Source organism: Clostridioides sp. ZZV14-6345, assembly GCF_020657775.1.
Taxonomy (GTDB): Bacteria; Bacillota; Clostridia; order Peptostreptococcales; family Peptostreptococcaceae; genus Clostridioides; species Clostridioides difficile_D.
This window is the reverse complement of sequence record NZ_JAGWCX010000006.1, coordinates 1-26,272: the sequence shown is the minus strand read 5'-3', so window position 1 is coordinate 26,272 and position 26,272 is coordinate 1. Positions and strand designations below refer to the sequence as shown.

Below are 26,272 nucleotides of genomic sequence, written 5' to 3'. Positions count from 1 at the left end.
AGAAGTATAAGTATTGAAGTTTTGATTAAAAAATAGTTACGCATACTTGTGACTTTAGTCATGGGAGGTTCAGAGGGGGCAAAAAATGAAAAATGTAGTAATTGGAACAGCAGGTCATATTGACCACGGGAAAACTACTCTTATAAAAGCATTAACGGGAAGAGAAACTGATACATTAGATGAAGAAAAAAAGAGAGGTATTTCAATAAACTTAGGATTTACTTATTTTGATTTACCAAACAATAGAAGAGCTGGAATTGTAGATGTACCAGGACACGAAAAGTTTATAAAAAACATGCTAGCTGGAGCATCAGGGCTTGATATAGTTTTACTTGTTGTAGCCGCAGACGAAGGAGTTATGCCACAGACAGTTGAGCATTTAGATATTTTAAGCTTTTTAAATATCAAAAATGGAATAGTGGTTCTAACTAAGTCTGATACTGTAGATGATGAATTTAGAGAGTTGGTAAAAGAAGATATTTGTGAAAAAATAAAAGGAACTTTTCTTGAAAACGCGGAAATAATTGAAGTTGATTCTATATCTAAAAAAGGTATAGACACTCTTATTGAAAAAATAGATAAAATGAGTGATGATATAGAAGATAAAAATGAAAATTCTCCAGCTAGACTTAATATAGATAGAGTATTTTCAATAAAAGGGTTTGGTACAGTAATAACAGGTACTTTAATAGAAGGAAAGATAAGTATAGAAGATGATTTGGTTATATATCCACAAGTACTAAAAACAAAAATAAGAAGTATACAAGTTCATGGAGAAAATAAAAATACAGCTTATGCAGGACAAAGAACAGCAATCAATATATCAAATATAAAAGTAGATGATATAAAAAGAGGCGATGTTTTAGCTGCACCAAACTCACTAGAGGAATCAATGATGTTGGATGTAAAATTATCATTAGTAAATCATTTAGATAAAGGATTAAAACATTGGGATAGATTAAGATTGTATCATGGAACTAGAGAGATACTTTGTAGAGCAGTCCCACTAGATAAAGAATTAATTGAAAATGGAGAAAGTGGTTATGTTCAGTTAAGACTTGAAGAAAGCATAGTATCTAAGAAAGGCGATACATTTGTAGTTAGACGCTATTCTCCAATGGAAACTATAGGAGGAGGTGTAATAATTGACCCATCTCCTAAAAAACATAAAAGATTTGACGAAAAAGTTATAGAAGTATTAAAAATAAAAGAAAAAGGTGAACTTAAAGATATCATAGAAGAGTACTTAAAAAGGAATCTAAAAAATTATCCAAATATAAAAGAAATAATGAGTTATAGTGGTGCTCATGAAGAACATGTAAAAAAATCACTTGAGACACTTATATCAGAAAATAAAGTATTTATTATAGGAAATATGTATATTCATATAAATCAATATAATAAATTAAAAGAAAACACAATAAATCTTTTAGGTGAGTATCATAAAAAGTATAGACTTAGAAAAGGGATGTTAAAAGAAGAAGTAAGGTCTAAGATAGAAAGTAATTTCAAGACTAGAGAGATGGATATTTTATTAGAAAAATTATCTACAGAAAATGTCATAAAAATAGAAAATAATATAGTATCTCTATTTGATTTTGAGGTTATTTTAAATGAGAAACAAAAAGAAATAGCAAAAAAAATAGAAAAAAGATTAAAATCATGTGGAGTTTCTTCTATACTGACAATAGATGAAGTTTCTGAAGGAAATCATAACTATGCTGAAGTATTGGAGTCAATGATAGGTAATAAAGTAGAGAAATTAGATGATTTGTATATAATGGACAAAGGTATTTATGAAGATGCAAAGAATACTTTGATAAATTATATAAAAGAAAATAAAGAAATAACACTAGGAGAATACAGAGATTTGATTGATTCTAGTAGAAAAAATTGCATGATTATATTGGAAAACTTCGATAGAAACAAAATAACTAAGAGAGTAGAAAATAAAAGAATTTTGTTTTAGCAGAAAATGTCTGTTTTTGCTTTGAGGCATAAAGAAGGAATTATAATGTCGAGTATCGTATAATTAATTAGTATAAAATATTAATTAAGAGGAAGTGTAAAGTATTGAAAAATATAATGCCTGCTGTAAAACCAGATATAAAAGAAAGAGAAGACATGAGCCTTTTATTTATAATAATGGGCTCAGTACTTTTATTATTTATTATAAAAGATAAAGATAAATATGAAACTTTATTACATGCTATATATGCGGTATTCTTAATAGCTACAGGAATAGTTATATTTAATACTACAAAATTTAAAGTAGATTCATTTTCTACATTTTTAGGATTAATTTTTACAGCTACTGGAGCATTGGAGTGTATATATTTATTTAATTCCTTGGGAATTAGAACTCGGTCTATAATAGATATTAATATCACAATATCATCAATAACAGATTTATTTCCTATGCTAGGTGTATACTTAAGTTTTAAATTTGTTAAAGATAATAAACAAATTCATTCAAGTGTAATTTTATTTATAACAACTGTTACCTTAACAATAATATCTTTATTCATAATATCTGGGATTTGTAACTATCTATTAAATGATACATCACAATATTCTTTAGGAATTATAACGTCTGTATTTATGATAATTATTTTTATTGTAAGTGCAGTTGAATTAAACTCAAGTGCGAATGAAGGTAAATGGGAATATAATGAAAAAAAGCTTTTTAATAGAATAATAATAATAATAATCTTATCAAGGATTCCAAATCTATTACATATGGTTATTGATGATAGGCATGTAGAGGGAATCTTATCACAGATAATAATAAATGTAGCCATATATTATTTATATAATTACATAGTATCTGAGAATATTAAGAAAACAGCACTAGAATTACATGATATAAATGAAGAATTAACAATAAAAACGGAAAGTTTGAAAGAAAAGAACAAAAAATTAATATATGAAACAGAAAAGATAGAGGAACTTAAGGAAATACTTATAAAAAGAGAATCTCGACTACAATCTACATTAGATGTAGCAGTAAATAGTATAGTTGTATTTAGTAAAGATGGAGAAATTACATATGCAAACAAGAGTTTTAGAAATATTTTTGGAGATTATAAAGAACAAGATAAACTGACTGATAAAATAAAAAACTTCAATGATTTAATAGAAAGTATTCATTATGTATTTGTACATGAAAATAATGTAGAAAAACTCATTAATACAAGCGATAATAAAGTTTATCAAGCTATACTTGCTCCTTTAATTATTGCTTCACAAATAGAAGGAGTATTATGTGTACTAGAAGATAAGACTAAGAAAAAGGAATACGAACGTAAACTTATTGAAGCAAATAAGAGAAGCAGAGATTTTTTAGAAAGTGTTGGAGATGGCATAGTAGTGCTTGAAGGTAGTAACAAAATATATGTTAATAATGCATGTAGAGAAATTTTTAAAAATAAATTAGAAAGTATTGATTTTTCATCAGTATGTAAAAGTGAAGAAAGTATAGAAAAAAGATATGTAATAGATGGTGAAGTAAAGTACGTAGAGATGAGTTTTTCTCAGTATACTAATGGTGGGACTGATAAAACTATTATTGTGATACGTGATACAACTTCTCGAAAAATATCTCAAATAAAACTTGAAGAGAGTCAATCATCTTATTCAAGATTTATAGACATATTACCTGATGGCATATGTTTATTGAAAGAAGACTTAAGTATAAACTATGCAAATAAGTCGTTTTTAGATATGCTAGCTTTTACAAATATAGATGATATAAAAGACTCTAATATTAGGCTACTAATGAATGCAAATACTGAAGAAAAAATGAAATTTACTGATAATATGGCTAAAGTTCTAAACGAAAATAGAAGCATACTTTTACTAGAGTATGAGTTGATAAATAGTTATGATAATATAGTAGAAGTAGAATTAAGTGCATTACCTTTTGCTATATATAATACTAGATATATAATGCTTATTATAAAAGATTTAGCACATAAAAAATATTCTGAACAAGCAGAAAAAGAACTGCTTGAAAGATTTAAAACAGATAAAATCAAAACTGAGTTTTTTGCAAATATGTCTCACGAGTTAAAAACTCCACTAAATGTTATATCAAGTTCAAATCAACTAGTAGATTCTTTCTATAGAACTGAAAAGATAAAAGACTACAATAATAATATTAAATCTCATGTGGATTTAGTTAGACAAAGCTCTTACAGGCTTCAAAGATTAATAAATAATATCATAGATTTAACCAAGATGGATTCTGGTTTCTATACACTAAAACTTGCAAAATACAATATTGTATCTGTAATAGAAGATTTATTTATGAATATAGAAGAGTATGCAAGTAGAAAAGATATAAAAATTCTATTTGATACAGAACTTGAAGAAATTAATGTTTATATCGATAAGGTTGAAATTGAGAGGATTATGTTGAATCTATTGTCAAACTGTGTTAAGTTTACTGATAATGGAGGCTGGATATGTGTAAATATTCATTATAAAATAGATAAAGTAATTATAAGTGTAAAAGATACTGGAGTTGGAATACCTCAAGATAAATTAGAATTGATTTTTGAAGAATTTTCACAAGTTGATAAGACTTTATCTAGAAATACTGAAGGAAGTGGAATAGGTCTTGCTATAGTCAAGAATCTAGTAAGTCTTCATGGTGGAGATATAGAAGTAATAAGTGAAGTGAATAAAGGTACAGAATTCATAATTTCACTTCCAATGAAGAGTTTTAATAGTGAACATTACACAGAAGATAAGAGAATATATAACATTCAAGAAAAAATAAAAATAGAATTTTCTGATATATATTATTAGAGATTTTTATAAACAAAGATGAAATCAAAATACTATATGTTTAAGTAGGTATTTTATAAAAATAGGTCATCATAAAGTAAGTCATTATGATGGCCTATTTTTAGTTAGATTTTATATATGAGAGCATATAATTTCCAAATTACCTTCAAAGCTAAAATCTCCAAATTCACTTGGTAATATGAAGTGCATTCCCTTTTTTAAATCATATTTCACAGAATTGTGTATTAATTTTCCATTGCCATCCAATACACTGTATAAAGAAAAAGGTGTATTGTGTGTAAAACTACATTTTCCAAAAACATCTAATTTGTAAACACTGAAAAATTCATTTGATACAAATGTTGTACATTTAAAGTCTGATGTTGATACAATTTTATAATCAGTATCAAAATTTGTATGAGGAACATTAGTAACATCTATGGATTTTTGAACATGAAGTTCACGTTTATTACCTGAATTGTCAGTTCTATCATAATCATAAACTCTATAAGTAGTATCTGAATTTTGCTGAGTTTCTAAAATTAATGTTCCTTTACATATAGCATGTATAGTTCCACTTGGAACATAGAAAAAGTCTCCCTTTTTTATATTAATTTTTCTAAGTAGTTTGTCCCATTCATTATTATTTATCATATCTACAAATTCTTTATGAGATTTTGCATTATGACCTATTATAATTTCTGCATCATCAGAACAATCTATTACATACCAACACTCTGTTTTGCCCAACTCTCCATTTTCATTTTTCTTAGCATATTCATCATTTGGATGAACTTGAACTGATAGATTATCATTTGCATCTAATATTTTTGTAAGCAAAGGAAATTTATCACCAGGTGTATTTCCAAATAATTCTCTATTTTTATTCCACAATTCAGATAGCTTTTTACCTTTATATTCTCCATTTTCTATTAAGCAATCTCCATTTTTATGAGAACTTATCGCCCAACACTCACCAGTTGTTGGTGAATCTATTTCATAATTAAATTTATCTTTAAGTGCAGTACCACCCCATATTCTATCCATAAAAATAGGTTTTAAAAATAATGGTTCCATAATTCTGTTCCTCCTATGATATTAAATTTATCCTACAAATAATTATATATAAATAGATTATAAAATCAATAGTAAAAAAGTTTTGTCCCTTGAAATGACATAAAGTATAAGGAGTTATCAAATAAGATAAACTATGATATATAATATAAAGTTCTAAATTGGAGTGATAATTATGGAATTATTTAAAGAAGAAGGCAAAAAATACAAAAAAGAATTTTTAAAGCTGTTGGAAGAATGGGTAAGTATACCTTCATTTTATGATAAAAAAACAGTATCTAAAGACATGCCTTTTGGAAAAGGGGTATATGATGCATTAAATTGGTTTGAAAATCTAGGTAGAAAAAACAATTTTAAAGTAAAAAATATAGATAATTATGCTATTCAAATTGAATATGGAGATGGTAAAGAGTATGTAGATATATTTGGGCATTGTGATGTTGTAAATCCAGGTGAAGGATGGGATAGCGAGCCATTTAAACTAAATATTATAGGTGATAAATTAGTTGCTAGGGGAGTATCTGACAACAAAGGACCTATGATAGTGAATTTTTTAGCGTTAAAAATGATAAAAAATTTAAATATTGATTTAAAAAGAAAGGTTAGATTAATAGCAGGAGGAAATGAAGAAAGTGGATTTAAGTGTATAAAACACTATTATAGTAAAGAACCATATGGTGTATATGGATTTACTCCAGATGCTAAATTTCCTGTACTAAATGGGGAAAAAGGTGGAGCAGTAATAAAATTAATTTCAGATATAGACAATAAATCTTTATATATAAGTGGTGGAATAGAATTTAATACAATACCAGATAAAGTGTATATAAAAAATATAAAAAAATTGGGTAAGGATAATATATATTGTGATTTTAATAATATGTCAATAAGTTATGATAAAGGAGATTATGTTATACATGGAAAAGGTGGGCATTCATCTAAACCTGAAAAGTCAATCAATCCTGTATTAGGTACAATTAAACTTTTAGCAGAAAATATTGATGAAGATTGGGCAAAAGACTTGTATAAGTTAATAAATCAAGATAATATAGATGGAAAATTATTTGATTTAAATATTGAAGGAAAATGTGGGATTTTATCAATGGTTCCAACAATAATAAATATAATAGATGGAAAGTTAGAAGTTGTTTTAAGTGTTAGATATCCTGAAGTATTAACAATTGAAACTATAATAAAAAAATTTAATTTGTATATGAATAAAAATAACATTAATAAATTCAAGGTTATTGGGGAAAATTTAAAGCAAGCAAATTATATAGATAAAAACACAAAACTTGTAAGAAGTTTGCATGATATATATGTAAAGTATTCTGGAGATTTAAAAAACAATGTTAGAGTAACTAGTGCAGGAAGTTATGCTTCTGAAATGTATAATTCAGTAATATTTGGTTGTGAATTTCCTGATGGTAGTTTTGGAAATGTCCATAGTGCAAATGAATTTGCTAGCTTAGACAGATTTATAACTGCAATATCCATATATGCAGAGGCAATAATTACATTGTGTAACAAAATATAAATACAAAATGTCCCTTATATAGACATATTATATATACAATTAAAATTTTACTTGATATATAATTGAAATCAAAGAGAAGGTGATACAATGATAACTAAGAAACATGCAGTAATAGTAAAAAGTTTAAGCAATAAAGACGGATATATGACATCAAACGAACTAGCTATTAAATTGGATGTGTCTACTAAAACTATTAAAAGATATATAGCAGACTTAAATAGTATTTTAAGTAAGTATGATTTGGTAATAGCTTCTTCTAGAGGTATAGGATATAAGCTAAGCGGCTCTAAAAGTAATATAGCAAGAGCTGTTAAAGAAGCGAATAAATATATTGATGGTTTTTTAGATGATTCTGAAGAATCAAGATTGTCAAATATAATATGTATGCTTATTAACAAAAATTATATGAGTATAGAAGCAATGGCAGAAGAATTAAATCTAAGTATAGCCGCTATAAACAAATTGTCTAGTAAGCTTAAAAGAAAACTTGAAAAGTATGACTTAGTTATAAAATCTAAACCTTACTATGGAAGCTATATACATGGTGAAGAAATTAATATAAGACAATTAATTACTGACTATGCAATAAAATTAGATGAAAAAAGTAAAGTAAAGGTGTTTCTAGATGACATCAGTGAAAACGATATACACTGTATAGAAAGCATTTTAGAAAGACATTTAAGAGAAAAAGATACAATAATTTCAGATAAAGATTTTAATCTTTTGCTTTCAAAGATAATTGTTTCTGTGTTTAGGAGTAAGAGAGGTCATAGTAATAATATAAACTTGATGGATACAAATTATAGATTTCATAATTACTACTTTATAGAAACTTTAATGAAAGAGATATCTGATAAGATTGGATTTAAACTTATTGAAGATGAGGTAATTTATATTTCAAATTACTCTGGTGTAATAGCATATAAAGACACACAAGGGAGACAAAACACAAGTGAACTAGAGGAGCGAATAAGTAATGTTATAAGTAGTGCACTTCAAGATATATTACTTATTTCAGGTAGTGATTACACAAAGGATGAAGAGTTTATGATATCAGTATCTGACCATATAAAGAGATTTTTAAATAGAGCTAAAGCTAATATAAAATCAAATAATCCTCTACTCCATCAGATAAAAGAGAAGTTTCCTATAGCTTTTAATCTAGCTGTGTTTTTATCAAATAAACTAGAAACTGAGTTTAATTTAAAACTTGATGAAGATGAACTTGGATATATAGCTATTCACTTTGCTGCTTCAAATGAAAGAATGAAAAAAAATACTAGTAAGAAGATTTGTATAGTTTGTCATTATGGTATAGGAACAGGACAACTTATTTCTGAAAAGTTAAAGCAGAATATAAGTGATTTAAGCGTTGTAGGTGTTTATCCAGTTAGATATCTTGATATGGCTATAAGTCAAGATGTTGATTTGATAGTATCTACGGTTGAATTAAAAGGATATAAAAAACCTGTGCTATATATAGAAAATATATTTGATGATAGCTTAATTGAAAACGTAAACAAAGCCTTTTATGAAAAGGAAGAAAGAAGAAAGATAATAAGTAATATGTTTGATGAGAAAGCTTTTTTCAGTATAAAGGCTAGTACTAAAGAAGAGGTTATACTTTCACTTTCAAATAAACTAAAAGAAAGAAACTTTATAGAAGAAAGTTCTATAAGAAGCATAATAGATAGAGAAAATATTTCATCAACTGAAATAGGAAATCTAGTAGCAATACCTCACACAATAGTGAAGGGAGACAAAAAATCTATAATAGGAGTTGGAATACTTGAAAATCCAATAATTTGGGATAAACAAGAAGTTCAGCTAGTATTTATGGTATTTTTTAATACTAAAGAAAAGCATAATTTCTCGATATTTAAATACCTTTATAATTTTATAAAAGATGAAGGTGGAGTAAGAGGAATTATTAAAATATGTGACTTTAATAAATTAATGGCACTGATAGGTAATTAAGGAGGAAGTTAATAATGGGAACAAACATATTTAACAAAGAATATGTGTTTTTAAACGTTGATGCTAAATCAAAGGTTGATGTTTTAAAATTTATAGCAAAAAAAGCTAAAGAATTAAACTTAACAGAAGATGAAAATCTGGTATATGAAGGTTTAATGGCTAGAGAAGAACAATTTACTACAAATTTAGGTGAATCTATAGCAATACCTCATACTAAAAACGATGCAATTGAAAATCCAGCAGTAGTAGTGTTGAAGTTTAATGAGGATGTTGTTTGGAATGAAGGTGAAGACAATGTTAAATTGGCAATAAGCTTACTTATGCCAGGAAAAAGTAAAGAAAATATTCACCTTAAATTATTGTCATCTCTTTCAAGAAAATTAATAAATAAAGATTTTAAAGATTCTCTTTTAAAGAGTAATGATACTGAAGAAATATCTAACTTAATAAATGAAGCTTTAGGTTTATAATTAAACACTAAGGTTAAGATAAAACAAATAATTAATAAAAAATAGGAGGAATTTAAAATGAATAAAAAATTAGTAGCATTATGTGCTTGTCCAATGGGACTAGCTCACACTTTCATGGCAGCAGAAGCAATAGAGCAAGCAGCAAAGGCATTAGGTTATGAAGCAAAAGTTGAAACTCAAGGTGCAGATGGTGTTCAAAATGAGTTAACAAGAGATGATATATTAGGAGCAACTATGATAATACATGCAGTAGCAATAACACCAGAAGGTATGGAAAGATTTGATGGTTGTGAAGTTTATGAAGTTGAATTACAAGAAGCTATAAAAAATGCAGAGGGTGTTATAAAAGAAATAGAAGAAGATTTAGGAATATAATAAATTTATTGTGGAGGAAATAGAATGGCAATTAAGAAAAAAGTTATAAACAGTTCAGGTGCTTCTACAACAGGAGGAAATAATGTAGGAAAATCTACTCCATCTAATCCAACTCAATCAAAGGGAAATGGAAAATGGAAGGAAATAAGTAAGCATATAATGACAGGTATATCATATATGATACCAGTTTTAGTAATGGGTGGACTTATAGGGGCTTTATCTCAATTAATACCATATGCTATATTAGGACTTGACCCATCTGTGGGTATAGTTGATGCTATGAATTCAGGAGAATTTACAGGATTCAAACTTAGTCTTTTAAATATGGCACAATTAATGTCAAATTTCGGATTTACTTTATTTGGCTTTGCAATACCACTATTTGCAGCATTTTGTGCAAACTCTATAGGAGGAAAAACAGCTTTAATTGCAGGTTTTATAGGTGGATATATAGCTAACAAACCTGTAGGTGTACCACAATTTGTAGATGGACAATGGACTGAAGTTGTTCCAGTTGCATCAGGATTTTTAGGTGCAATATTAATAGCATTCATAATAGGATATTTTGTAAAATGGTTAAACAAATCTATAAGAGTTTCTCACAACTGGTTAGCTTTTAAAACAACATTTTTAATACCATTAATAGCATCATTAACTTGTATGGTATTGATGATATTTATAATAACTCCATTTGGTGGATTAATTAATGAAAGTATGAAAAACTTCTTAACAGCAGCAGGAGCAGCTGGAGAATATGTATATGCAACAGCTTTAGCAGCAGCTACAGCATTTGACTTAGGAGGACCAATAAACAAAGCAGCAGGATTCGTTGCACTTGGTTTAACTACAGAAAATGTACTGCCAATAACAGCAAGAACAATAGCTATAGTTGTTCCTCCAATTGGATTAGGATTAACAACATTATTAGATAAAAGATTAGTAGGAAGAAGAGTATATGATAGACAATTCTATCAAGCAGGAAAAACTTCTATATTCTTATCATTTATGGGCATATCTGAAGGAGCAATACCATTTGCACTTGAAAGACCAGGTTTTGTTATACCTTTAAACATAGTAGGAAGTGTAATAGGAGCTATTACAGGTATAATTCTAGGAGCAATTCAATGGTTCCCAGAGTCAGCTGTATGGGCATGGCCTCTAGTAGATAACTTATTTGGATATGTAATAGGTATAGCAGTTGGTGCTATATTCATAGCAGTAGGAAATATATTCTACAGAAATAAATTAATAAAAGATGGTAAACTTGTTGTAGATTATATCGACTAGTATTTAATTTTACTATCTATAAATAACCTTGGCTGGTAATATGGTTTAATATTACCAGCCTTACCTATATGATTAATTAAAGGCGGTGGAGATAAGATATGGAGAAGATAGAAAAAGTAAGAGCGTATCTTAGAGAATATGATATAGATGGATTTCTTATCAATAGTACTACAAATAAGTTTTATGTTGGAAATCTATTTAGTTCTTCAGGTTATGTTTTTATAACGAAAGAAGCACAATATATAATAGTAGATTTTAGATATTTTGAAGAAGTTAAAAGAAAATCGAGCTTGTTTAATGTAGTATTAATGGACAAAACTAGAACTCATTTCGATATAATTAATGATATTTGTAGAGAGCAGAATATAAACAAAATTGGATTTGAAGGAAATGAAGTATCTTTTGATTCATATAGAAGTATGAGTAATAAGTTAAGTGCAACCTTAAAATCAGTTGATTTATCTACATTAAGGGAATCAAAAAATGAAGATGAAATAAAATATATAAAAAAAGCTTGTGAAATAGTCGATGCTACATTTTATCATATAATTGATTTTATAAAAGTTGGTATGACTGAAAAGCAAGTTGAAAATGAAATTGTTAGGGTTATAAAAGAGTTAGGTGGTCAAAAAGAATCTTTTGATACAATAGTTGCGTCTGGACTTAGAGGAGCATTACCTCATGGAAAAGCAAGTGAAAAAATTATAGAGTATGGAGATTTTGTTACTTTTGATTTTGGTGCTAAGTACAATAATTATTGTTCAGATATTACTAGAACCATTTGTATGGGGACTATAAATAAAGAGTTAGAAGAAATATATAATATAGTAAGAGAAGCAAATGAAGAGTGTATAAAGGTTTTAAAACCAGGAATGACTACTGGTGAAATAGATAAAGTTGCAAGAAATATAATTAGCTTATATGGATATGCTGATAATTTTGGTCATAATCTAGGTCATGGTGTAGGAATTATGGTTCACGAATATCCTGCATTAGCTCCTGAATCAAATGAAGTATTAAAAGAAGGAATGATTGTAACTATAGAGCCAGGTATATATGTTCCAACTCTAGGAGGCGTAAGAATAGAAGATGATGTACTTATAACACAAGGTGGATGTGTGAGGTTGACTACATCTACTAAGGATTTAATAGTTGTAAGCTAAAAATAAATTAGATAAATATTTTATAACAATAAGAAAAGAAGAGGTAAATTTAAATGTATAATTTTGATGATAGACCAGATAGAATAAGTGAAAAGTGTAGAAAATGGGATTTAAATATCATAAGAGATAAGTTTGGAGATATTAAAGAAGATTTTGTACCAATGTGGATTGCTGATATGGATTTCAAAATACCAACAGAAATAGAAGATAAATTTATTGAGGCTGTAAAAAGAGGGGTATTTGGATATACATACTGTTACGATGAATTTTATGATTCAGTTATTGGATGGCAAAAAAATATGCATGAGGTAAATGTAAAAAGAGAATGGATTACATTAACTTATGGAACTGTATCGACACTTCATTATGTAGTGCAAGCTTTTTGTAAAAAAGGTGATAGTATAATATTAAATACACCAGTTTATGACCCTTTTGAATCATCAGCAAAAAAACAGGGTGTAAATGTAGTTTGTAACACATTAGATGTTGTAAATGATAGATATTATATAAATTTTGATAAATTAGAAGCCCAAATTAAGGAAAATAAACCTAAATTAATGATGTTTTGTACACCACATAATCCATCTGGAAGAATATGGACAATTGAAGAAATGACAAGAGTAGCAACTATATGTAAAGAAAATAATGTTATTTTGGTTGCAGATGAAGTACATGCAGAGCATATTCACTATGGTGAATTTAATTCAATACTTAAGATTGAAAAAGAGCTTTTAGAAAATGTTATTCTATTGACATCACCAAACAAAGGATTTAATCTTGGAGGATTAAAGACTTCTTACTCAATAGTCATAAATAAGAATATAAGAGATAGATTTAGAGATAAACTAAAGCAAAATTCTATAACTTCTCCAAATGTATTTGGAATATTAGGATTGATAACTGCCTATAATGAGTGTCACGAATGGTTAAGTGGTGTAAATGAATATATAAAATCAAATTATGAACTTTTAGAAGCTTGGGTAAATAAATATAGTAAGATAAAATTGATGAAGATGGAATCATCTTATTTAGCTTGGATGGATATAAGTGGATTAGGTATAAGTGCAAGTGAATTTACAGATAAGTTGGCTATCGATACAGGAGTATTATTAGAAGATGGAAGCCATTTTGTACAAGATGGTGAAAACTATGTTAGAATAAATTTAGGAACTCAAAAAGAAAATGTAATTGAAGCTCTAAATAGAATGGATTTATTTTTAAAGTCTTTATAAAAATTTGGTTGAATTAGTGTTTTATATAAATTTAAACTATTAATATGGTATATACATAAGTACAATTTGTCTTAGATTACTTAGTATATACCATATTTTATATAAAACTTAAATTTGAATTAGTTATGTGATAACTATTTAAATTCTTATGTATTTTGTATGTATAATAGATATAGTTATTATTTAAACTCATCATTTATTTAATTTTTCAATAGAAAAAGCTTTATCTGTAAGTTTAAAATTATCTTTTATACCCTTAGTTAAGTATACTTTTTTATCCTTAGTTATAAATATAGCACCTACATTATCAATGCTATTAATTAAATCCATACCTTTCTCAAGTCCAAGCCCAAATGTAGAAGTGGATAAAGCATCACAATGAATAGATTTATCAGAGATTATTGTAACACTACTTAGGTTGTTTTCAAAAGGATACCCTGTAAATGGATTTAGCATATGATGATATGTTTTTCCGTTTTTTTCAATAAATCTTTCATAAATTCCAGAGGTAACAACAGATTTATTTGTAGTTTCTATGTTTCCTATAGACTCACCATTTTTACTAGTTGGGTCTTGAATACCTATTTTAAAGGGTTTATCATTTTTACCATCTTCTAAAGTAAATATATTTCCTCCTAAGCTTACTAAACCTTTTTTTACGTCCTCTGATTTTAAATAGGATACAATTTTATCAGCAGCGTATCCTTTAGCTATTGCTCCTAAATCAATTTTCATATTTTCTTTGGTTAATTTTATAGATTTATTTTTTTCATCTAATACAATGTTCTTATAATCAATAAGAGGCAGAAGTTTTTGTATCTCAGAATCACTTGGCACTTTAGCTTTATCTGTTCCAATTGCCCATAAATTTGATAATGGACCAATTGTTATGTCAAAATATCCACTTGATAATTTGGAATATTGTATGGCTTCTTTTACAACGAAGAATGTATCATCAGAAACTCTGATAAAATTCTTACCAGCATTATCATTTATCTTAGAAACATCGCTTCCTGGTATATGAGTGCTCATTTTGTTGTCGATATATCTTAAAATTGAATCACATTCATTTAAGATTTTATCACTTTTGGATTCTTTTACATTAAATACAGTGACTTCATTTACTGTACCAAGGTAGTAGCTAGTTTTACTATATTTAGTATTCTGGCTTGAACTCCTAAAAAATGAAAATAAAATTAATGCTAAAATCAATATCACAAAAATAAATGTGATTTTTTTCTTATTCATGGTATATTCCTCCTATGAAATTGTGTTATTATTTTATTATAACATAATTTCATAGGAGGACAAAAAATGAAGAAAAAAGACATTCTTCTTATTTTGGGCGTTTTGGTTATTATTACAGCATGTTATGGGATAATAAATGTTATAAATTCTAAAAATGCTGGAAATATTGAGATTTATGTAGATAATAAATTGTATAAAACTGTTTCAATAAATGCCAAAGAAGAATTTAAAATAGAGAATAGAGGGGGGTATAACATAGTCAAGATTCATGATAGAGGGGTTGAGATAGTAGATGCTTCATGTCCTGATAAGGTTTGCGTACATACTGGCTTTATAAATAAGCCAAGTCAAAGTATAGTTTGTATACCTAATAGAGTGAGCATAAAAATAAATACAAATGAAAAGAATGATAATCAAGAAGATATAATTTCTAAATAAAATAATAAAAATAATTGAAAGGAATTGGTGATAATTATGGTTAATTTGGGAAATGATTGGGATGAATTATTGAAAGAAGAATTTGAAAAAGATTACTACTTAAATTTAAGAAAATTTCTTATAGAAGAATATAAAACACGACAAATCTTTCCAAATATGCACAATATATATGAAGCTTTAAAACACACTTCATATAAAGATACAAAAGTTTTAATATTAGGACAAGACCCATATCATGGAGATAATCAAGCTCATGGTTTAGCTTTTTCAGTTCAACCACAAGTGAAAATTCCACCATCTCTATTGAATATGTATAAAGAATTAAAAGATGATTTAGGGTGTTTTATACCTAATAATGGATATTTGATGCCTTGGGCAGACCAAGGAGTGTTACTTTTAAATACTGCTCTTACTGTTAGAGCACATGAAGCTAATTCTCATAAGAATAAAGGTTGGGAAATTTTCACTGATAGAGTAATATCTATTTTAAGTAAACGTGAAGACCCAGTTATTTTTGTATTATGGGGAAGTAATGCACGTAAAAAAGTAGAGTTGATTGATACAAGTAAGCATTATATTTTGGAAGCGCCTCATCCAAGCCCCTTGTCAGCAAGTAAAGGCTTTTTTGGATGTAAACACTTCTCTAAGATAAATGAAATTTTGGAAAAGCTAGGAAAAGAACCTATCAATTGGCAAATAGAAAATATATAAAAATAAAAGGTAACAAAATAATAACAAAACAACAATAAACAATGACATTGTTGTAACTAATAGAAATATGTTTGAATAGTTGAAAATACTATACAAGCATATTTCTATTTTTTTGTCAAGTTGACAACTCTTGAAAAAATAGTTACAATTTAGTTACACAAAAAACACAAATAAAAAAAGAAACTTACAAAGCAGAATTTTATGAAGCAAAATATATAGTGTAAAAAATCTGAGGGAGGAAATTTTATATGAATTTAAAAAAATTGAGTAATGTTAAAGTCTCGGCAATGGCGGTTGTTTTATCAGTTGGAATATTATCAGGATACTCTGCACTTAATAAACAAGTAACACTAGTAGTAAAGGGGGAAGAAAGAACTATATCAACATTCAGTTCTAATGTAGGAGATCTTTTAGAATCTCAAAACATCAGCTATGATGCAAATGATATAGTTACTTTAGATGAGAATTCAAAGTTATCTAATGGGGATAAAATAGAAGTAATTGATGTAAAGGAAAAAACAGTTGTAGAAACTAAAGACATTCCATTTGAAGTTACAGTAGTTGAAGACAATTCTTTATTAAAGGGAGATTCTAAAGTTAAAGAAGAAGGAAAGTCTGGTAAAAGTGAATTAATATATAAAGAAACTTATCACAATGGAAAGAAAGTAGAAAAGGAATTTGTGAAAAAAGTTGTTAAAGCTGAGCCAGTAAATAAGGTTGTAAGCAAAGGAACTAAGGTGGAAATGCAAGTCGCTTCATCAAGGGGAGAAAACTCAAGAAGAATGGCTTCTTCATCATCTAGTAGCAGTAGTAGTAATAATGGTAAAAATATGAGAGTAGTAGCAACTGCATATACTGGTCATAGTATAACTGCAACAGGAACAAAACCTAAATGGGGAACAATAGCTGTAGACCCTAAGGTTATACCATATGGAACTAAAGTTTATATACCTCAATTTGATATGGTATTTACTGCAGAAGACTGTGGTGGAGCAATAAAAGGAAATAAAATTGATATCTATATGAATGATTCAAAAACAGTTTATAACTGGGGTAGAAAAACTATAGATATACGTATATTAAAATAGTTAAATAATTTATATTTACACTGGAAATTATATTTTAATTAGTATAGAGAAGAAACTCTTTATAGATTCTTAAAATATAATTTCCAGTTTTTTATTTTAGATATATAATAAAACATGTAAATTTTAACTATGTATAGATAAAAACTATTTAAATTATAGTTTTCTATCAGATAAATCTATAAAAATTGTTGCAAAGAGTCAAAATATATGATATTATAGATTTCGTTGAGAAGGCTTTCATTATGGGAGTGGATGGGTGCCGGTGTGCCCTCTAGTCTTCAAAACTAGTATGAGGGGTTAAGAGCCTCTTAGGTGGGTTCGATTCCCACGCATTCCCGCCAGTATGTAAAAGGTATCTTTTAATTAAAAGATACCTTTTTAAATTTATTTTAAGATAATTTATTTTTAATAATATATAATATTTTGTATTATATATTGTGAATTTTCTAATACTATTATATATTTAGATAAAAGTCTAGGAGTGTGGAAAGATGGAAAATAATTTTACAACGAGAACTAGTTTTCTAGCTGGAGATGATGGGATAGAAAAACTTAATAATTCAAATGTAATAGTATTTGGAGTTGGAGGAGTTGGCAGTTTTACTGTTGAAGCTTTAGTAAGAGCTGGAGTGGGTAATATTACTATTGTAGATTTTGATGATGTAGATATAACCAATATAAATAGACAAATACCAGCCCTACATTCAACTGTAGGAAGGTATAAAGTTGACGTTATGGAAGAAAGAATATTAGATATAAATCCTAATATCAATATAAAAAAAATAAGAAGTCTTTATAATAAAGATACTAGTGATGAAATACTGACTGAAAGATATGATTATGTTGTGGATGCAATAGATATGGTAAGTTCTAAAATACATCTAATTGAAACTTGTGAAAAAAAAGGATTAAAAGTAATAAGTTCTATGGGTATGGGAAATAAGTTAGACCCAACTAAAATAGTTGTTACGGATATACACAAAACAAGCACTTGTCCTTTAGCTAAAGTTATGAGGAAAGAACTTAGAGATAGAGGCATCAAAAAATTAAAAGTAGTATATTCGACTGAACAGCCAATAGAACTTAAAAAGAAAGTAATGAATGGTAGAAAAGTAACACCGGGTAGTGTATCATTTGTTCCCTCTGTAGGAGGGCTAGTAATCGCATCTGTAATAGTTAATGAACTATTAGGACAATAAGTTTTAAATATTTTAATTTATAAATTTTATATACCAACTTGAAGGCTAGAGGCATTAATATAAAATAATTTTATATTCATACTTTTAGCCTAATTATTTTATGTAGTTATAGTTTTGTTTTTTATATTATGTATCTATCTCATATTTATGTTTTGTAAATATAATTTCTCCATCACTATAAAAAACAATATCTCCTATTCTGTCTGTTCTATAAATTGATACATGGTTTTGTTTTAGAGTATTAATAACTTCTCTGTGTGGATGACCATATTGATTTTTATATCCACATGATATTGTAGCTATATCTGGACTAATTTTTTTTATAAATTCTAAAGAAGACGATGAATTACTTCCATGATGACCTATTTTTATAAAATTAATATTGTTTAATTCAAAGGAATGTAAAATTTCTTTTTCATTTGGTTCTTCAGCATCGCCCATAAATAAAAAAGAGTTATTATTAAAAGTTAATTTGAAAACTATTGAATTTAAATTAGATTCTTCTTGTATATGTGAAGGGCTTAATACATATATATTTATATTGTTATCAATATTTAAAACATCACCTTTGTAGAGATACTGAATAGATAAGTTTTTATCAGTACAAGAATTTATTAGATTTTGATAAGCTTCACTATCTGTTGATTGTTCAGGCATATACATAGAGTTTACCTTAAATTTTTTTACAACATTATCAAGACTTCCTATATGGTCTGAATCTGGATGTGTAGCTATTATAGTATCAATAGTTTTTATTCTTTTTTGTTTAAGATAACTAGTAATTATGTTTTCACTATCTTCATCACCTCCATCAATTAATATATTCTTATTTGTAGGTGTTTGAACTAAAATACTATCACCTTGTCCAACATCAATCATATGTATAGATAGTAGAGATTTTTTGTCACAGCCGCTTAAAAGTGATATTATAATAAGTATTGATAAAAAAATTTTATTTCTCAATAAAAAATCACTCCATTCATTACATGTTTATATAAATTTATGATGGGTAATATAAGATATATATAACTTATTATATTTTATATTTTAGACAATATAAATGAAATTAATACCATAACAAAATTGGAGTTTTTATAGATACAAAATAAAATTTTTAAAAATTAAGCAATAAAAAGGTAGGAGGATTTTATGTTTTTTAAATATATTGAACTAAATTCAAAAAAGGAGCTAGACCCATATTTTGATTTAGTAGATTATGAAGCTTGTGAGTACTGTTTTAGTACTTTATATATGTGGCAACATGTTTATAAGACAGGATATTATATAGGTGAAGATTTTGCTGTTTTAGTTGGGGAATATGAAGGAGATAGTTTCTCAATATTACCACTTGCTAAAAAAGACAAACTTCCAGAAGTTGTAGATTTTGTACTTGAATATTTTTCTAGAAATAACAAAAAAATATACCTAAGAGGTATTACTACTGAAGTAGTAGAGTTTTTAAAAGAAAAATATCCAGATAGATTTGAGTATATAGAAGAAAGAGATTTATTTGACTATATTTATGATGCAGAAAGTTTAAGAACTCTAGCTGGTAAGAAGAATCAAAAGAAGAGAAACCATATAAATTATTTCTTAAAAGAGTATGCAGGTAGATATGAAGCCAAGTTATTAGATAAAGAAAACTTCGATGAATGTTTGGTATTAATGAAAGAATGGGAAAGCAATAAAGAAGAAAATGATGAATTTGATGAAAGTATGGATGATGAATTAATAGGTATCAAAAAAATATTTAACCATTATGACATACTAAAAGATAAGGTAAAAGTTTTTGGTGTTTATGTGGATGGAAAATTAGAAGCTTTTAGTATAGGAGAACTTTTAAATCCAAATATGGCATTGATTCATATAGAAAAAGCTAATCCTGATATAAGAGGTCTGTATCCATTTATAAACCAACAATTTTTGGTAAGTGAATTTAAGGATGTTGAGTTTGTGAACAGAGAAGAAGACTTAGGTATTGAAGGTTTAAGAAAGGCTAAACTTTCTTATCATCCTTGCAGATTTGTTGAAAAGTACAGTGTTAGGGAGGCTTAGTAGACTATATGGAGATTAGATATGCTAAAGAAGAAGAAATAGAAAGTATAAAAGAAATTTGGAGTTATTGTTTTAACGACAGTGAAAGTTTCATGAAGTACTATTTTAGTGATAAATATAAATCTGAAAATACTGTAGTAGCTTTAGATGAAGGAAAAATTATTTCCTCTCTTCAGCTAAATCAGTATAAGTTACTACTAAATAACAAGGTATACAATACATCGTATGTAGTAGGGGTTTCTACACTTCCAGAAGGAAGAGGAACCGGATATATGAGTAAAGTTATTAAATTTACTTTAAATGAATTGTATAAAAGAGGGCAATTAGTTTCTATATTGATGCCAATTGACTATAGACTTTATAGAAGATTTGGATATGAGCATTGTTATGACCAGATTGAATATACTATTAACACAGATGACTTAAAAAATTTTAAATCAAGTGGAAAAATGATAAAGTCTGATTTATCACAAATAGATGAGTTGATACAAATAGATAGAGCTTTTTTAAATGAGGTTAATGGTAATGTGTTAAAAGATGAACATTATTATGAAAACTTATTTAAAGAGATTCAAAGTGAAGATGGACTTTTATACATTCATGAAGGAAATGAAAAGGATGGATATATAGTTTATTTTCTTCAGGGAGACAAAATGTTTGTTAGAGAGTTATTTTATAAAAATATAGATGCTCTTAAATCAATGCTTAGATTTATATATAATCACAATACTCAATGTAAGATAGCTAATATATCTACTCCTGTAATAGATAAGATGAGATTCATATTAGACAACCCTAAGGATAGTGAGATAAAAATAAAACCTTTTATGATGGGAAGAGTTATAAATGTAAAGAAATTTATTGAAGATATGGATATTGATAAGGATATTAATAGCTCAGTTAATTTATTAATAGAAGACAAGTTTATAGATGAAAATAATGGGCTATTTAAAATTTCTATACATAATAGAAATGTATCTGTAGAGAGATTAGATGAAAAAGGCACAGAAAAGATTCAAGAAGGTTTTGATATTAAATTAGATATAAATACCTTAACACAGTTAGCATTTTCATATATAGATGTAAAAGAAGCTCTTTTCTTAAATGATATAAAAGGTGTTTCAGAAGAAACAATAGAAGTACTTAATTGTATTTTCTCTAAAAAAAATAACTATATAAATGAATATATATAAGTAGAATACGTCAAAAGTTTTTTATAATCTTTTGACGTATTATTTTGTTTATATAATAATTTATCTTGTTTAAAAATCTACTATTTGAAAATAATCTAAATAATATGTTTTTATGTAGGAGTGATTATAATTCAAATAAGAAGACCTTTATTAATTATATTAACATTTGTGATAGTTACATCATTTATCATTACGAATAACGTAAAAAACGATGAAGAGCTTAATGATAAGATAATAATTATACAGGGAGTTGTTAAAGGGCAAATTAAAAAGAAAAAATACAATCAATATAAAGTAGGCGTTTTTCTAATAAATGATTATACAAGAAATAAAAATATGAAAACCGGTCAAGAAGTCAGTATTACGGGCAAATTTAAAAGTTTAGATAAAATGAAGTATGATAACTTTGATTATGGAAGGTATGTAAAAAGTACTGGATATAAAGGTATAATATACATAAATAACTATAAAGTTATTGGAAAAAATAAAATATATTCCTTAGTGGGTAAAATAAAATTTTATGTTAGTAAGACTTACAGATATTTATATAAGAAAAACTCAGATTTTATAAATTCTATATTATTAGCTGAGGTTGAAAATTTGACTGATGAGCAAAAAGAAATATTCACTAGAACAGGAACTAGTCATGTAATATCTATATCGGGTCTTCATACAGGTATACTATGCGTAATTATATCTTTTCTATTAAGAGGTATAAATAAATTGTATAAATTATTAATATTGTCGATTTTTATAACTTTATATTGTATAATGGTAGGTGCATCTCCATCCATAATTAGGTCTATAGCATTTGTTATGGTTTTCTATTTATCAATATTTATTGATAGAAAAAAGGATGGAATATCAGCATTGTCTCTAATAGGGATAGTTTTAATTATGAATAACCCCTATGTTATATATAATGTAAGTTTTCAATTATCTTTTTTAGCGACACTTTCTATATTAATATTCTACAATAAAATAAATAGTATTATAAAATTAAGTATGGTATCATTGACAATATCTTCAAATATATTAACTTTGCCTATAATATACTATACATTTAAAGGCATACCACTGCTTTCAGTTATAGGAAATTTAATTATAGTACCATTTGTAGGAGTAATAATGTATCTTAGTATCGCAAGTTTAATAGTATTCAAAGTAAGTGTAATAATAGCTAAAATTATATCCTTTTTTAATAGTACACTGATAGAAAGCATATTTTTTTTACTAGAAAAACTCAGCAATTTAAGTTTTGCATACATTAATATAGAAAACCCTAAATTTTATATTGTTGTTATTTATTACATAGGAGTGTTTTTTTACATATTTTACATAGAAGGAAAAGAGATAAAGGAGCAAGAGAATGAATTACAAGGATATTATAAGGAATGTAAAAGAGAAAAATTTTGAAAAAATGTATCTTTTTTATGGAAGAGAGTATTATCTAATCGAGAATGCAATAAAAGCATTTAAAGGTAGTCTAAACGAGGGAATGCTTGATTTTAATTTAGATATAATAGATGGAAAGGAAATAGTCTTAAATCAGCTTATAAGCTCTATAGAAACACTTCCATTTATGGATGATAGGAAAATAGTAATAATAAAAGATTTTGAACTATTAAAAGGGAAGAAAAAGAATTTTACAGATAGTGATGAGAAATACTTAATTGAACATTTAGACAACACTCCAGACACTACCACTATAGTTTTTGTTGTATATGGAGATATTGACAAAAGAAAATCTCTAGTTAAGAAAATAGGTAATAATGGAATTGTTTTTGATTGTGACAAGCTTTCTGATATGGATTTATTTAAGTGGATAAAAAAATCTTTTGCTTTAAATGAAGTCATAATAGAGAATTCTCAAATAATGTATTTTATTGAACAAGAAGGATATAGAGATAAGAGTAGTGAAAAGACTTTATCTGATTTAGAAAATGAAATAAATAAAATAAGTTCATTTGTTGGTAAAGGAAATAATGTGACTAATGACGTAATTGATAAATTATCTCAAAAAAAAGTTGAGAATGATATATTTAAATTAATTGATTATATTGGAGAACAAAATGCTTCCAATGCAATGAAAATACTAAACGATATGATACAAGAAGGAGAGTCTGTTTTAGGTATATTTTCTATGATAGCAAGACAATTTAAAATAATTATGCAAGTAAGACAGTTACAACTTGATGGATATTCAACAAAACTCATAGCTGATAAATTAAAAATGCATCAATTTGTTGTAGGAAAAGCATTAAAGCAAACTAAAAATTTTTCTGATGATATAATTGTGGAAATATTAAATTATATATTAGAAAGTGATTATAAAATAAAGACAGGTCTTATAAGAGATACTTTAGCTGTTGAAATGTTGGTTAGTAGATACTGTAAAAGAGAAGCAATATAAAAAATCTATAGATTAATAAAAAATAAATAGCAAGATATGTTATAGCTCAGAGTAGAAGTACGCTAAATTAAGACTAAGGATGTACAATTAACTATAATATGTCTAACTATTTATTTTTTATTGTATAAATTTACAAAATAAAAAACCCCTACATAGGGGTTATTATATATAAGAAATATAAACTGGTAATTAAGCGTTCATACCGTTTAATTTTTGAGCTAATTTAGCTACTTTTCTAGCTGCAGCATTCTTATGTATAGTTCCTTTAGAAGCTACTTGGTATATTCTTTTTTGAGCGTATTGGAACTTAGCAACAGCATCCTCTCTGTTTCCAGCTGCAACAGCATCTTCGAATCTTCTTATTGCAGTTTTTATTTGAGATTTTCTAACTCTATTTAAAGCAGTTTTCTTTTCGATAACACCTATTCTTTTCTTAGCTGATTTTATATTTGCCACCGTGTTCACCTCCCTGTATTTTTTTATCATATTCATCGTCAACATATTAGATTTTAACAGAAATAAATCTAAAAATCAAGGATTATTATTTATATATTTTAATAATGTTTTTTATTTTGATTTTTTAGACTATAGATTGTGTATAAATAATTTGCAATATCTTGTTTTTAGGTTGGTATATTTTGTGTTTTAAATATTTTAATATATATAAATTAATATTTCATTTTTGTAACAAATATTTTGAGATAATACAAACTATTTACATACATTTTGATAGTATTTCCAATAATTATAAGATAATGCAAGAAATTACTCATTTTTGTAAATTTAATAAAAAATTTATAAAAATATAAATTTATATGCTCAATTAAGATAATTTTTCCAATAGTATCAAATGCACTTAGTTCGATTGATAATACAAATGGTAAAGATAAGTATGAAACTTCAGCCATTATTGCAGATAAACAGAATTATACTAAAGTCATCCTTATCAATGTGGATAATAGTTTAGCAGATAGATTATCAGCAAGTGGATTGGCTGGAGTTGAAAACGCGCCAATATTATTGACTAAGAAAGATGAGATACCAGATTTAACATTAAAAAGACTTAATAATGTTAAAAAAGTATACATAATAGGAGGAAATAATTCTATAGGAAGAAAAGTAGAGAATTTATTAAAGGGAAAAAATATTGACGTTGAAAGAATTGAAGGAAAAGATAGACTTAGTAGAAATTATAAGGTAAGTGACAAGATTTTAGAATTAAAAGGTACCTCAGGTAATGTACTGGTAACAAATGGGTTTAAAGGTGAAGCCTCGTGCAACAGTTTATCACCATGTTAAAATTTTGGAACAATATGATTGAAGTATTCAAAGAAAATCGTGTGTGTGGTACAATTGAAATAGTTTATGCATTAAGGAATATACAGCATCTATGGAAGGAGAAACATTTGTTATACTTTCTACAGTATTTCATGTAGGATTGATGCGGGAAATACCAAGACTATAAAAAAGATAGTGTGCTTTTTACTTAAGAATTTCTGTATATGAGCGATAATAAATAAGAAAGTCTTCTTAAAAGTATAGCTGACTTATTGAAGCCATATATAGAACAAAAGCATAAATTAAATCTAAAACTTAGAAAACTTTCAATTATATCTTCTCCGCCTATAGTTAATAATGATAAAACAAAATAACATGCATCTTATTTTTATAAAAGGAGGTTGTTTTTAATTAATAAAAACATAGATAAATATAGTTGTTTATAGTAAATTATAGTCAAGAGGTGATTATATGAAAAACAATAACTATAAACCAAAAGAGTTTGCAGAGTTAATTAATATTTCAGTCAGAACTCTGCAACGTTGGGATGTTGAAGGGAAATTAAAGGCTTTTAGAACTCCAACAGATAGAAGATATTACACTTATGAACAATATTTAGAATATAAAGGAATACATAAAGAACAAGTAAATAGAAAAAATGTTATTTATACAAGAGTTTCAACTTCTAATCAAAAAGATGATTTGAAAAATCAAGTGGAGTTTCTTAGACAATATGCAAATGC

Annotated in this window: 23 protein-coding genes and 1 tRNA gene; 20 read left to right on the top strand and 4 right to left on the bottom strand. The window is 26.8% G+C overall.

Annotated elements, in window-relative coordinates; translation table 11 throughout:
- Positions 1 to 85: 85 nt before the first annotated feature.
- On the top strand, positions 86 to 1,969 hold the full coding sequence (gene selB / locus KGF39_RS02570) for a selenocysteine-specific translation elongation factor (protein WP_227821074.1): 1,884 nt from the start codon (positions 86 to 88) through the stop codon (positions 1,967 to 1,969).
- 104 nt (positions 1,970 to 2,073) lie between these two features.
- Complete coding sequence (locus KGF39_RS02565; protein ID WP_227821073.1) at positions 2,074 to 4,812, top strand: ATP-binding protein; 2,739 nt, start codon at positions 2,074 to 2,076, stop codon at positions 4,810 to 4,812.
- Between the two features lie 111 nt (positions 4,813 to 4,923).
- Here KGF39_RS02565 and manA read toward each other — a convergent pair whose 3' ends face one another.
- Entirely contained in the window at positions 4,924 to 5,868 is a 945-nt protein-coding gene (gene manA, locus KGF39_RS02560) for a mannose-6-phosphate isomerase, class I (protein ID WP_227821072.1), read from the bottom strand.
- Positions 5,869 to 6,040: 172 nt separating this feature from the next.
- On the opposite strand from manA, the gene KGF39_RS02555 reads away from it, so the two are divergent.
- From KGF39_RS02555 to KGF39_RS02525, 7 genes are all read left to right on the top strand, one after another.
- Positions 6,041 to 7,402 (top strand): Sapep family Mn(2+)-dependent dipeptidase, encoded by a 1,362-nt coding sequence (locus KGF39_RS02555; RefSeq protein ID WP_227821071.1) that lies wholly within the window; start codon positions 6,041 to 6,043, stop codon positions 7,400 to 7,402.
- Between the two features lie 87 nt (positions 7,403 to 7,489).
- Entirely contained in the window at positions 7,490 to 9,379 is a 1,890-nt protein-coding gene (locus KGF39_RS02550) for a BglG family transcription antiterminator (RefSeq protein WP_227821070.1), read from the top strand.
- Between the two features lie 14 nt (positions 9,380 to 9,393).
- The gene (locus KGF39_RS02545) at positions 9,394 to 9,849 is read left to right on the top strand and encodes a PTS sugar transporter subunit IIA (protein ID WP_227821069.1); all 456 of its coding nucleotides are present in this window, start codon (positions 9,394 to 9,396) and stop codon (positions 9,847 to 9,849) included.
- A gap of 57 nt (positions 9,850 to 9,906) precedes the next feature.
- Positions 9,907 to 10,224 (top strand): PTS fructose transporter subunit IIB, encoded by a 318-nt coding sequence (locus KGF39_RS02540; protein ID WP_003416512.1) that lies wholly within the window; start codon positions 9,907 to 9,909, stop codon positions 10,222 to 10,224.
- Positions 10,225 to 10,248: 24 nt separating this feature from the next.
- Entirely contained in the window at positions 10,249 to 11,511 is a 1,263-nt protein-coding gene (locus KGF39_RS02535) for a PTS fructose transporter subunit IIC (protein ID WP_227821068.1), read from the top strand.
- Between the two features lie 98 nt (positions 11,512 to 11,609).
- Positions 11,610 to 12,674 carry an aminopeptidase P family protein gene (locus KGF39_RS02530; RefSeq protein ID WP_227821067.1) on the top strand — a complete coding sequence of 355 codons (1,065 nt, stop codon included), beginning with the start codon at positions 11,610 to 11,612 and terminating at the stop codon, positions 12,672 to 12,674.
- Positions 12,675 to 12,727: 53 nt separating this feature from the next.
- Entirely contained in the window at positions 12,728 to 13,906 is a 1,179-nt protein-coding gene (locus tag KGF39_RS02525; protein WP_227821066.1) for a PatB family C-S lyase, read from the top strand.
- 192 nt (positions 13,907 to 14,098) lie between these two features.
- On the opposite strand, the gene KGF39_RS02520 is transcribed toward KGF39_RS02525, so the two are convergent.
- Positions 14,099 to 15,154 (bottom strand): FAD:protein FMN transferase, encoded by a 1,056-nt coding sequence (locus tag KGF39_RS02520; protein ID WP_227821065.1) that lies wholly within the window; start codon positions 15,152 to 15,154, stop codon positions 14,099 to 14,101.
- 66 nt (positions 15,155 to 15,220) lie between these two features.
- On the opposite strand from KGF39_RS02520, the gene KGF39_RS02515 reads away from it, so the two are divergent.
- From KGF39_RS02515 to KGF39_RS02495, 5 genes are all read left to right on the top strand, one after another.
- On the top strand, positions 15,221 to 15,592 hold the full coding sequence (locus KGF39_RS02515) for a NusG domain II-containing protein (protein WP_054274484.1): 372 nt from the start codon (positions 15,221 to 15,223) through the stop codon (positions 15,590 to 15,592).
- 36 nt (positions 15,593 to 15,628) lie between these two features.
- A complete protein-coding gene (locus tag KGF39_RS02510) occupies positions 15,629 to 16,303 on the top strand; it encodes a uracil-DNA glycosylase (protein ID WP_227821064.1) in 675 nt (224 codons plus the stop codon).
- A gap of 248 nt (positions 16,304 to 16,551) precedes the next feature.
- Complete coding sequence (locus tag KGF39_RS02505; RefSeq protein WP_227821063.1) at positions 16,552 to 17,391, top strand: 3D domain-containing protein; 840 nt, start codon at positions 16,552 to 16,554, stop codon at positions 17,389 to 17,391.
- Positions 17,392 to 17,635: 244 nt separating this feature from the next.
- Positions 17,636 to 17,732, top strand: a tRNA-Sec gene (locus KGF39_RS02500).
- Positions 17,733 to 17,882: 150 nt separating this feature from the next.
- Positions 17,883 to 18,590, top strand: coding sequence for a tRNA threonylcarbamoyladenosine dehydratase (locus tag KGF39_RS02495; RefSeq protein ID WP_227821062.1), 708 nt, complete (start codon positions 17,883 to 17,885; stop codon positions 18,588 to 18,590).
- A gap of 126 nt (positions 18,591 to 18,716) precedes the next feature.
- Here the strand turns inward: KGF39_RS02495 and KGF39_RS02490 are convergent, their stop codons facing one another.
- Positions 18,717 to 19,553: a ComEC/Rec2 family competence protein gene (locus KGF39_RS02490; protein WP_227821061.1), complete on the bottom strand. Its 837-nt coding sequence runs from the start codon at positions 19,551 to 19,553 to the stop codon at positions 18,717 to 18,719.
- 186 nt (positions 19,554 to 19,739) lie between these two features.
- Here KGF39_RS02490 and KGF39_RS02485 point away from each other — a divergent pair, with 186 nt between their 5' ends.
- From KGF39_RS02485 to holA, 4 genes are all read left to right on the top strand, one after another.
- Positions 19,740 to 20,645 (top strand): phosphatidylglycerol lysyltransferase domain-containing protein, encoded by a 906-nt coding sequence (locus tag KGF39_RS02485; RefSeq protein ID WP_227821060.1) that lies wholly within the window; start codon positions 19,740 to 19,742, stop codon positions 20,643 to 20,645.
- Positions 20,646 to 20,653: 8 nt separating this feature from the next.
- A complete protein-coding gene (gene eis / locus KGF39_RS02480; protein WP_227821059.1) occupies positions 20,654 to 21,838 on the top strand; it encodes a GNAT family N-acetyltransferase in 1,185 nt (394 codons plus the stop codon).
- Positions 21,839 to 21,958: 120 nt separating this feature from the next.
- Positions 21,959 to 23,254 carry a ComEC/Rec2 family competence protein gene (locus KGF39_RS02475; protein ID WP_308463827.1) on the top strand — a complete coding sequence of 432 codons (1,296 nt, stop codon included), beginning with the start codon at positions 21,959 to 21,961 and terminating at the stop codon, positions 23,252 to 23,254.
- Positions 23,208 to 24,251 carry a DNA polymerase III subunit delta gene (gene holA, locus KGF39_RS02470; RefSeq protein WP_227821057.1) on the top strand — a complete coding sequence of 348 codons (1,044 nt, stop codon included), beginning with the start codon at positions 23,208 to 23,210 and terminating at the stop codon, positions 24,249 to 24,251. The genes KGF39_RS02475 and holA overlap by 47 nt, the downstream gene beginning before the upstream one ends.
- A 189-nt stretch (positions 24,252 to 24,440) precedes the next feature.
- On the opposite strand, the gene rpsT is transcribed toward holA, so the two are convergent.
- Positions 24,441 to 24,707: a 30S ribosomal protein S20 gene (gene rpsT, locus KGF39_RS02465; protein ID WP_021385419.1), complete on the bottom strand. Its 267-nt coding sequence runs from the start codon at positions 24,705 to 24,707 to the stop codon at positions 24,441 to 24,443.
- 357 nt (positions 24,708 to 25,064) lie between these two features.
- On the opposite strand from rpsT, the gene KGF39_RS02460 reads away from it, so the two are divergent.
- Both KGF39_RS02460 and KGF39_RS02455 read left to right on the top strand, forming a co-directional pair.
- The gene (locus tag KGF39_RS02460; RefSeq protein ID WP_308463828.1) at positions 25,065 to 25,550 is read left to right on the top strand and encodes a cell wall-binding repeat-containing protein; all 486 of its coding nucleotides are present in this window, start codon (positions 25,065 to 25,067) and stop codon (positions 25,548 to 25,550) included.
- Between the two features lie 450 nt (positions 25,551 to 26,000).
- A partial coding sequence (locus tag KGF39_RS02455; protein WP_227821056.1) for a MerR family DNA-binding transcriptional regulator occupies positions 26,001 to 26,272 on the top strand: 272 nt, incomplete at its 3' end.

Excerpts from the sequence above, each read along its gene's own strand:
- eis (WP_227821059.1), top strand. The coding sequence starts at position 20,654 with ATGGAGATTAGATATGCTAAAGAAGAAGAAATAGAAAGTATAAAAGAA.
- selB (WP_227821074.1), top strand. The coding sequence starts at position 86 with ATGAAAAATGTAGTAATTGGAACAGCAGGTCATATTGACCACGGGAAA.
- KGF39_RS02525 (WP_227821066.1), top strand. The coding sequence starts at position 12,728 with ATGTATAATTTTGATGATAGACCAGATAGAATAAGTGAAAAGTGTAGA.
- KGF39_RS02485 (WP_227821060.1), top strand. The coding sequence starts at position 19,740 with ATGTTTTTTAAATATATTGAACTAAATTCAAAAAAGGAGCTAGACCCA.
- KGF39_RS02550 (WP_227821070.1), top strand. The coding sequence starts at position 7,490 with ATGATAACTAAGAAACATGCAGTAATAGTAAAAAGTTTAAGCAATAAA.
- KGF39_RS02505 (WP_227821063.1), top strand. The coding sequence starts at position 16,552 with ATGAATTTAAAAAAATTGAGTAATGTTAAAGTCTCGGCAATGGCGGTT.
- KGF39_RS02515 (WP_054274484.1), top strand. The coding sequence starts at position 15,221 with ATGAAGAAAAAAGACATTCTTCTTATTTTGGGCGTTTTGGTTATTATT.
- KGF39_RS02555 (WP_227821071.1), top strand. The coding sequence starts at position 6,041 with ATGGAATTATTTAAAGAAGAAGGCAAAAAATACAAAAAAGAATTTTTA.
- manA (WP_227821072.1), bottom strand. The coding sequence starts at position 5,868 with ATGGAACCATTATTTTTAAAACCTATTTTTATGGATAGAATATGGGGT.
- KGF39_RS02510 (WP_227821064.1), top strand. The coding sequence starts at position 15,629 with ATGGTTAATTTGGGAAATGATTGGGATGAATTATTGAAAGAAGAATTT.
- KGF39_RS02495 (WP_227821062.1), top strand. The coding sequence starts at position 17,883 with ATGGAAAATAATTTTACAACGAGAACTAGTTTTCTAGCTGGAGATGAT.
- holA (WP_227821057.1), top strand. The coding sequence starts at position 23,208 with ATGAATTACAAGGATATTATAAGGAATGTAAAAGAGAAAAATTTTGAA.
- KGF39_RS02530 (WP_227821067.1), top strand. The coding sequence starts at position 11,610 with ATGGAGAAGATAGAAAAAGTAAGAGCGTATCTTAGAGAATATGATATA.
- KGF39_RS02540 (WP_003416512.1), top strand. The coding sequence starts at position 9,907 with ATGAATAAAAAATTAGTAGCATTATGTGCTTGTCCAATGGGACTAGCT.
- KGF39_RS02535 (WP_227821068.1), top strand. The coding sequence starts at position 10,249 with ATGGCAATTAAGAAAAAAGTTATAAACAGTTCAGGTGCTTCTACAACA.
- KGF39_RS02545 (WP_227821069.1), top strand. The coding sequence starts at position 9,394 with ATGGGAACAAACATATTTAACAAAGAATATGTGTTTTTAAACGTTGAT.
- KGF39_RS02520 (WP_227821065.1), bottom strand. The coding sequence starts at position 15,154 with ATGAATAAGAAAAAAATCACATTTATTTTTGTGATATTGATTTTAGCA.